Genomic DNA, 7,772 nt, shown 5'->3' with positions numbered 1-7,772 from the left:
GGCGGGGTCACGCCTCCGTGTCGGCAACGAGAGCTTCGAGGTCCGCGAGCACCAGTTCCTCGACCAGTTCGGCCAGGGCGGCGACGGTGCGGGCGGTGAGGACGTCACGGGGGGAGAGGTCGACGCCGAACGCCGACTTGGTGCGGGAAGTGATGTGCAGGCCGCGGATCGAGTCGCCGCCGAGTGCGAAGAAGCTGTCCTCCACGCCGACCTCGCCGACGCCGAGCACGTCCGCCCAGATCGCGGCGATCGCCTCTTCGGTCTCGGTGCGCGGTGCGACGTACTCCCTGGACGTGACCGCGTCGCGCTCGGGCGCGGGAAGCGCGACGCGGTCGAGCTTGCCGCTCACGGTCAGCGGCATGCTTTCCAGTGCGACGAACGCCGCTGGGACCATGTGGTCGGGCAGGACCTCGGCCGTGTGGTCGCGCAACTCCGATGCCGTAGTCGGCTTGTCCGGCACGAAGTACGCCACCAAGCGGTGCTCGTTCGGCACTACAACGACCTGGGCGACGGCAGGATGCGCCGCGAGGACCGATTCCACCTCGCCCAGCTCGACCCGGAACCCGCGGATCTTCACCTGCTGGTCGGCGCGGCCCAGGTAGTGCAGGGTGCCGGTGTCGTCCCAGCGGGCCAGGTCGCCGGTGCGGTACATCCGTTCGCCGGCCGAAGAACCGGACGCGGCGCCGAACGGGTCGGCCACGAACCGTTGCGCGGTCAGGCCCGGTCGGTTCAGGTAGCCGCGGGCCAGGCCGATGCCCGCGATGTACAGCTCGCCGGTGACGCCGGCCGGGACGGGCTTGAGCTCGTCGTCCAGCACGCGCACCGCGGTGCCTGGGATGGGGCGTCCGATCGGTGGTGTGCCGCCGGGTTCGAGCGGGTCGCTCCAGGTGGTGACGACGGTGGACTCGGTGGGGCCGTAGGCGTTGATCATCCGTCGGCCGGGCGCCCACCGCCGCACGAGTTCGGCCGAACTGGCGTCACCGCCGACGACGAGCGTGCGCAGGGTGGGGAGTTCGGCGTCGGGGAGGGTGGCGAGGGCGGCCGGCGGGATCAGGGCGTGGGTGATGTCGAAGTCGGTGACGAACCGGGCGAGGTGCCGGCCGAGCAGCGGCCCGGGTGGCGGCACGACCAGGGTGGCTCCGGCGGGCAGCGCCATGCACAGTTCGAGGACCGAGGCGTCGAAGGCGGGTGAGGAGAACTGGAGGACGCGGTCGCCCGGTGACACGTCGAAGTGCGCGATCTCGGCGGTGGAGAACGTCGCCAGACCGGCGTGGGACACGACCACTCCCTTGGGCCGGCCGGTGGACCCGGACGTGTAGATCACGTACGCGGCGTTCTCCTGCCGCAGCACCACCTCCGGTGCGTCGTCGGGCATCCCGGACAGGTCCGGGATGCCGTCCAGGACGAGCGCCGCCCGGGAATCGGCGATCATGTACGCGATGCGATCGGCCGGGTAGGAGACGTCGACGGGCAGGTAGGCCGCCCCTGCCTTCAGCACGCCCAGCACCGCGATCACGAGGTCCACCGAACGGGGGAACTTCAACGCCACCACCGACTCCGGCCCGACCCCGGACCTGATCAGGTGGTGCGCCAGCCGGTTGGCCGTCTCGTCCAGCGCCCGGTAGGTCAGGCTCCTCCCACTACCCGTCACCGCCACCGCGTCGGGTGTGCGCGCCACCTGCGCGGTGAACAGCTCGGGGATCGTGCCGGTCGGTTCATCGACCGCCGTGTCGTTCCAGTCGACGATCACCCGGCGGATCTCCGCCTCGGACAGCCACGGCACGTCGGCCACCGGCCGGTCCGGGTCGGCGACCAGGCCCACGAGCAGCCGGTGCAGCCGTTCGCCCAGCCGCTCGACGGTGGCCCGCTCGAACATCGCCGGCTCGTAGCCGAGCAGCACGCCGAGCCGTTCGGCCGGGTACGCGGTGACGCTGAGCGGGAAGCTGGTGGTCTCGATCGCGGACAGCTCGCGCAGGCCCATGCCCTCGGCCGACTCGACCGGGTAGTTCTCGAACACCACCACGCTGTCGAACAAGGCGGTGCCGCGCTCGACCCCGCTCCACGACTGGATGTCGGTCAGCGGCACGTGCTCGAACCGCCGCGAGTCGGCCTGGGCGTCCTGCAACGCGCGCAGCCAGTCCGCGACCGGCGCGGCGCCGTCGACCTCGACCCGGACGGGCAGGGTGTTGATGAAGATGCCGGTGATCGAGTCCACGCCGGGCAGGTCGGCCGGACGGCCGGACACGGTCGCGCCGAAGCACACGTCGCGCTTGCCGCTGGAATGCGCCAGCAGCAACGCCCACGCGCCCTGCACGATCGCGCTCGGCGTGAGCCGGTGCCGGCGGGCGAACTCGTACAGCTGCCCGGATTCGGCCTCGGTGAGCGTCATCGGGAGCCGTTCGGACGACGTGCCGTGCGGCGCGGGGCGGTCGGCGGGCAGCGGGGTCGGCGCGTCGACCGTGCCGAGCACCCCGCGCCAGTACGCCTCGGCCTCGTCGTGGTCGTCCTGCCGGGTCAGCCAGGCGACGTAATCGCGGAACGGTCGGCGTTCCGGCGGTTCACCGGGGCTGAGCACGTCGGACAGCACGTGGAAGACGCTCCAGCCGTCCAGCAGCACGTGGTGGAACGTCCACAGCACCTGCACGCTGGTGGGGGAGAGCCGCGCGATCGCGACCCGCATCAACGGCGGCGTGCCCAGGTCCATGCCCTCCGCCCGGTCCTCGGCCAGCAGCGCGTGCAGCCGGTCGGCGCGGTTGGCGTCCCCCAGGCCGCTCCAGTCCAGGAACGTGAACGGCACGGTGGCGTGGTCGTGCACAACCTGCAACGGCTCGCGCACGCCCTCCCACAGCACAGAACTGCGCAGCACGGGCGTGCGGTCGACCACCCGCTGCCAGGCGCGGGCGAACTCGGCGGAGTCCGTGACGCCGTCCACCACGAACGTGGTCTGCTGGAAGTACACGCCCTGGTCGCCCAGGCCGTGGAACACCATGCCCGCCTGCATCGGGGTGAGCGGGTACGCGTCGGCGCCGGTGATCCGGTCCACCTCGTCCTGGGTCAGGTCGGCCAGCGGGAAGTCGGACGGCGTGCGGCCACCCGCCTCCGGCTCGGCGCAGTGCGCGACGATCCCGCGCAGCGCTTCGGCGAACCCGTCGGCCAACCGGGTGATCGTGGCCGCGTCGTGCGCGTTCTCGCTGTAGTGGAACGTGAACGCCAGCCGGTCGCCGCGAACCTGGCCCACCACGTCCAGCAGGTGGGGGCGCGGGGCGTTCGGGTCGACGGACAGTGCGAGGTCGCGCTGGTCCTCGGCGAACCGGCCCAGGTAGTTGAAGCTGATCCGCGGGTCGCAGCCGGGCGCGGTGCGGGCGAGGTGACGCAGGGCGCCGTACCCGATGCCACGCCGGGGCACCGCGCGCAACTGCTCCTTCACCGACTTCAGCGCGGCACCCCAACCACCGTCGGGGACGTCGAGCGCGACCGGGAACACGGTGGTGAACCAGCCGACCGTGCGGGACAGGTCGACGTCGGTGAACAACTCCTCGCGGCCGTGGCCCTCCAGATCCACCAGCACGCGGGAGCGCCCGGTCCAGTCGGCCAGCACGCGGCCGAGCGCCGTCAGCAGCACGTCGTTGACCTGCGTCCGGTACACGCCGGGCACGTCGCGGAGCAGCGCGGCGGTCTCGTCGGCGGTGAGCCGCACGGTTACTTCACGCTGCGAGGCCACGGTGTTCGGGCCGTGCCGGTCGAGCGGGATGGCGGTCGGCGTGGCGGCCACGGTCGTCCAGTGGTCCAGTTCGTCGGCGAAGCCGTCGGTGGCGTGGTCGGCGAGCCGGATCGCCCAGTCCCGGAACGAGGTGGTCTTCGGTCCGATGTGGACGGTCTGGCCGGTGCGGACCTGCTGGTATGCGGTCATCAGGTCTTCCACCAGCACGCGCCAGGAGACGCCGTCGACCACGAGGTGGTGCGCGGTCAGCCGCACCGACCGTCCGTCGAGGACTTCCGCCCGCAGCAACGGGCCTTGGGTGAGGTCGAAGCGGTCCAGCGCCAACGGGTCCACGTGACGTCCGGGTCCGATCACCTGGCGGTCGCCCTCGAAACGGGTGCGCAGCGCGTCGTGGTGGTCGACCAGCGCGATGAGCGCGGTGCGAAGAGCCGGCACGTCGACCTCGGCCAGGTCCACGACCACCGACTGGTCGAAGTGCTCCGGGCGGACGGCGTGGGTGTCCAGGAACCAACGCTGGATCGGGGTGAGCGGCGCCGCGCCGATGACCATGCCCTGCTCGGCGGTCGGCGGCAGGTCACGGGTGACGTGCGGCGCGATCGCGGCGATGGTCTGGTGCGCGAAGATGTCCCGCGAGGTCAGCACCAGGCCCGCACGACGGGCGCGGGTGACCACCTGGATGCCCAGGATCGAGTCGCCGCCGAGGGCGAAGAAGTTGTCCCGCACACCGACCCTGGACGCGCCGAGCACGTCGGCGAACACGTCCGCCAGCACCGCCTCGACGGGCGTTCGCGGTGCCACGTAACGGACTTCGGCGCGTTCGTCGGGCGGCGCGGGGAGCGCGTCGCGGTCGAGGTGGTCCAAGCCCACGAACGTCGTCGGCACGGCGTGCACAGGCAGCACCTGACCCAGGAACGCGCGCAGGGCGGCCGGGCTGACGGCGGGCGTCACGTACGCGACCAGCCGCCGGTCCACCGCGACCACGGCCGCGTCGGTCACCTCGTCGTGCCGCCGGAGCGCTTCCTCCACCTCGCCGAGGTCGACCCGGACGCCGCGGATGCGGACCGAGTCGTCATCGCGCGAGAACGACAGGTCGGTCATGCCGCGCAGCGGGCGGTCCGGGTCGTCCACCACCAGGCGCAGCAACGAGTCCAGGTCGTCGCTCAACGCCGCGATCGTCGTGGCGTCGAACAGATCCGTGTTGTACTCGACGGTCAACGCCAGGTCGTCGCCACGCGGCCAGAACTCCACCACCAGGTCGAACCGGGCCACCGGACGCGGCAGGTCGTGCTCGGCCGCGGTCAGGTCGCCGAACGACGCGTCGCGCAGCAGCGGTTGGTGCAGCGCGACCACGGCCTGCACCAGGGGCGTCCGGCTCGGGTCCGGGTCGGGGCGGACCGCCTCCACCACCCGGTCGAACGGCACGTCGTCGTGCGTGAGCGCTTCGAGGGTGGTGTCCCGCACCTGGTCCAGGAACCCGGTGAACGCCAGGTCCGGGTCGACCCACGAGCGCAGCACCAGCGTGCGGACGAAGAACCCGACCGTGCGTTCCAGCTCCGTGCGGTCACGGCCGGAGCTGACCGTGCCGACCGCGATGTCACGCTGCCGGCTGCGCGCGGAGAGCAGCACCTGCACGGCGGCGGTGAGCGTCATGAACAGGGTCGCGTCGTGCGCGCGGCCGACGTCGGCCAGCCTCCGCACCAGGTCCGCGGGCAGAGCACGGCGCAGCACCGCGCCGGATGTCGTGCGAAGAGGTGGCCGGGGGCGATCGGTGGGCAGGTCCAGCGCCTCGATGCCGTCCAGCCGGTCACGCCAGTAGGTCGGATCGCCGCCGGTTCTGCTCCGGTCCCACACGGCGAAGTCGGGGTACTGCACCTCGGGCTCCACCGGCTGCCCGCCCGCGTACAGCTCGGCCAGCTCCTCCAGCAGCACCTGCACCGACCAGCCGTCGGTGACGATGTGGTGCTGCACCAGGACCAGCAGGTGCTCGTCGGCTCCCATCGGGCAGAGCACCGCGCGGGTCAGCGGCCCGTGCCGCAGGTCGAACGGCTCGTCCAGCCCGAGTCCAGCGGGGTCGAAGACCGGCAGCACGCGCAGCGGGATCGTGCCGTGCGGAGCGACCACCTGCACCGGCTCGTCGCCCAGCACGTCGAACGTGGTGCGCAGCGCGTCGTGCCGAGCGGCCACCGCGTCCAGCGCCTTCGCCAGCCGGGGCACGTCCAACGGCCCGGTCAGCCGCAACCCGACCGCCGTGTTCTGCTCGGGGGTGCCGTCCAGCGAGAACAGGCGGCGCTGCGCCGACGACAACGGCAGCGGCATCCCGACCGGCACACGCGTGATCGCCTTGGGCTTCGGCAGTGCTTCACCGTCCGGGAGGGCTTCGGCGAGCGCGGCGACCGTGCGGTGGTCGAACATCGCCCGCACCGGCAGCCCGCCGAGCCTGGACAACGCCCGCACGGCCAGGATCGAGTCGCCGCCCAGCGCGAAGAAGTCGTCCAGCGCGCCGACGTGAGGCACGCCCAGCACGTCCGACCACACTTCGGCGACCCGACGTTCGGCCGGTGTGCGCGGCTCGACGTAACCCTCCGCCACCGTGCCCACGACCGGCGCGGGCAGCGCGGCCCGGTCCAGCTTTCCGTTGGGCGTCAACGGGAACGCGTCCAGCGCGACGAACGCGGACGGCACCAGGTAGTCCGGGAGCCGGGCGGCCAGGTGCTCGCGCAGCCCCGACGTCTCGCCGACCACGTAGGCCACCAGCCGCTTCGGCTCGTCGCGCGCCACGACCACGGCGTGCTCCACGCCGGGCTGCCGGCGCAGCAGCGCCTCGATCTCGCCGGGCTCGACCCGGAAGCCGCGGATCTTCACCTGGTGGTCGGCCCGCCCGACGAACTCCAACTGGCCGTCGTCACGGGTGCGGACCACGTCACCGGTGCGGTACATGCGGGCGCCGGGCCGGCCGAACGGATCGGCCACGAACCGCTGCGCGGTCAGCCCCGGCCGGCGCAGGTAGCCGCGCGCCAGGCCGACGCCCGTGACGTACAGCTCGCCCTCGGCGGCCGGGCGCAGGTCCGCGTCCAGCACCCGCACCTCTGTGCCCGGGATCGGGCAGCCGATCGGCGGCGTGCCACCGGGTTCCAGCGGCCCGCTCCACGACGTGACCACGGTGGACTCGGTCGGGCCGTAGGCGTTGATCATGCGACGGCCGGGCGCCCACTTCGCCACCAGGTCCGGCGGGCACGCGTCACCGCCGACGACAAGCGTGCGGAACGACGGCGGTGCGACGTCGGGCACCGTGGCCAGCGCGACCGGCGGGATCAGCGCGTGCGTGACGCCGAAGTCGGCGATCACCTTGGCGAGCTGGTCACCGAGCAGCGGTCCGGGCGGCGGCACCACGAGCGCCGCGCCGGCGGGCAGGGCCATGCACAGCTCCAGCACGGAGGCGTCGAAGCTGGGTGAGGAGAACTGGAGCACCCGGTCGCCGGGCCGCACGTCGAACTGCGCGATCTCGGCTCTGGCGAACGCGGGTAATCCTCTGTGCGGCACGACAACGCCCTTGGGTCGGCCGGTCGAGCCGGACGTGTAGATCACGTACGCCGGGTCGTCCGGCCGGATCGCCACGTCGGGCGCGGTGACGGGGTGGTCCGCCGACTCGCCCGGCTCGGGCAGGCCGTCGAGGACGAGCAGCGGGTCCGCGTCCTCGACCATGAACGCGATCCGGTCGGCCGGGTAGTCCGGGTCGATCGGCAGGTAGGCGGCGCCGGTCTTCAGCACCGCGAGGCGCGCGACCACGTTGTCCACCGAGCGCGGCAGCGCCAGCGCCACCACCCGTTCGGGTCGCGCGCCCTTGGCCAGCAGCAGGTGCGCGAGCCGATTCGCCCGACGGTCGAGTTCCCGGTAGCTCACCACCTCTTCGGCGGAGATCACCGCGGGCGCTTCCGGGGTTCGCAGCGCCTGTGCGGCGATCATTTCCGGCAGGCTGTGGGCGTGCGTCATCGCGTGAGGTGCCTTTCTGCTGAAGGGCGCGCCTTACCCATTGCGCGAAGGGTTCAAACCT

1 protein-coding gene is annotated in these 7,772 nt (G+C 72.6%); it reads right to left on the bottom strand.

Features of this window, described 5'->3' with window-relative positions; genetic code table 11:
- Positions 1 to 7: 7 nt before the first annotated feature.
- Positions 8 to 7,684: a non-ribosomal peptide synthetase gene (locus tag F4560_RS18315; RefSeq protein ID WP_184921578.1), complete on the bottom strand. Its 7,677-nt coding sequence runs from the start codon at positions 7,682 to 7,684 to the stop codon at positions 8 to 10.
- Between the last annotated feature and the right edge of the window lie 88 nt (positions 7,685 to 7,772).

Origin of the sequence: Saccharothrix ecbatanensis (assembly GCF_014205015.1) — a bacterium.
GTDB lineage: Bacteria > Actinomycetota > Actinomycetes > Mycobacteriales > Pseudonocardiaceae > Actinosynnema > Actinosynnema ecbatanense.
This window is presented reverse-complemented; position numbering and strand designations above follow the sequence as displayed.

Coding starts and splice junctions, on each gene's coding strand:
- F4560_RS18315 (WP_184921578.1), bottom strand. CDS start 7,684: ATGATCGCCGCACAGGCGCTGCGAACCCCGGAAGCGCCCGCGGTGATC.